The 1,569-nt window shown below is 60.6% G+C and carries 1 protein-coding gene; it reads left to right on the top strand.

Going from position 1 to position 1,569, the window contains the following annotated elements; all coding sequences use genetic code 11:
• Positions 1–1,569: condensation domain-containing protein (locus H7C86_RS36865; protein WP_259349447.1), on the top strand; the 1,569-nt coding region annotated here is incomplete at both ends.

The following is a 1,569-nucleotide window of genomic DNA, read 5'->3' as shown; positions in this document are numbered from 1 at the left end:
GGGTTGGTGTCGATGATGATTTCTTCGAGTTGGGTGGTAATTCGCTCAATGCGACCAGACTTGTCAGCCGCATCAACGCAGACCGAGGCACTGACATACCGCTGCGGGCCATCTTCGACTCGCCGACGGTAGCCGAACTTGCTGCGGTTCTCGACGCCTCATCATCCTCGAGTAGGCCGGCCCTGACAGCCCGGGTACGCCCGTCGGCGATCCCGTTGTCACCGGCTCAGTCCCGGATGTGGTTCCTCAACCGCTTCGAACCTGAGTCGTCGGCATACAACATGCCAGTGGTCCTTCGCCTCTCCGGCGCCCTCGACGAATCGGCGCTTGCTGCGGCAGTGGGTGATCTGGTGCTGCGCCACGAAGTTCTCCGGACGGTCTACCCTGAAGTGGACGGCATCGGTTTCCAGAGAATTCTCTCGCCGGATGACGCGGCCGTGGACCTGACGATCGAGTATGTGTCCGAAAGCGCTCTCCTCGTACGAGTTTCCGAAGTCCTCGGCGCAACTTTCGACGTCACGTCCGAAATTCCCATGCGAGCTCATCTGTTGCAGCTCGACGAGTTCGAGTACGTCCTGGCGATGACGGTGCATCACATTGCGGGTGACGGTTTCTCGATGGGTCCGTTGACGCGTGACGTGATGGTGGCGTACGAGGCGCGGTCCCGAGGTATGGAGCCGTTGTGGGCGCCGCTCGAGGTGCAGTACGCGGATTACGCGTTGTGGCAGCTCGAGACGTTGGGTTCGGAAGAATCGTCGACCTCACTCGTCACACGACAGTTGGACTTCTGGCGGAACGCTCTCGACGCAATACCGTCGGTGATCGATCTGCCGCTGGACCGACCTCGGCCCGTGGAAGCCTCCGGCCGTGGAGCCATGTTCTCGGCCCATCTGAGCCCCGAGGTGAACGCGCAACTGGAGAAGGTCGCGCGTGACAACGGCGCTACGCCGTTTATGGTGTTGCATGCCGCGCTCGCTGTTGTGCTTTCGCGTTACAGCGGTGAATACGACGTAGTTGTGGGAACTCCTGTTGCGGGCCGAGGAGAACGTGCACTCGACGATCTGGTCGGCATGTTCGTCAATACCCTCGCACTACGTTCCGTGGTGTCGCCCGGCGCTCGGTTCGCGGAATTGCTCGAATCGGTTCGAGAATTCGACCTCCAGGCGTTCGCGAACGCCGACGTTCCGTTCGAGCGCCTGGTCGAAATACTCGATCCGGTTCGTTCGCAGTCGTACTCGCCCATTTTCCAGGTCAGTTTGACCCTGCAGAACATCGCATTGACCGAACTCGAGTTCGACGGCATACGTATCGCCGAAGTCGACAACGTCGTGACCACTACACAGTTCGACCTGGACTTCGTGTTCAACGAAGCACTCACCGCCGACGGGTCTCGCGGGGGTCTGGACCTACATCTGACCTATGCCACCGATCTCTTCGACGAGGCAACCGCAGCGCGATTGGTCGATGCATACGTCGCAGTGGTGAGCGCTGCAGTGGCGGACACGTCCACCATCGTCGAGATGTTCGAGGTGGAGTCTGTGGTGGAGCGTGGGTTGGTGTTGGGGGGTG

Origin of the sequence: Rhodococcus sp. UFZ-B548 (assembly GCF_903819475.1) — a bacterium.
Classification (GTDB): Bacteria; Actinomycetota; Actinomycetes; order Mycobacteriales; family Mycobacteriaceae; genus Rhodococcus_F; species Rhodococcus_F erythropolis.
This window is presented reverse-complemented; position numbering and strand designations above follow the sequence as displayed.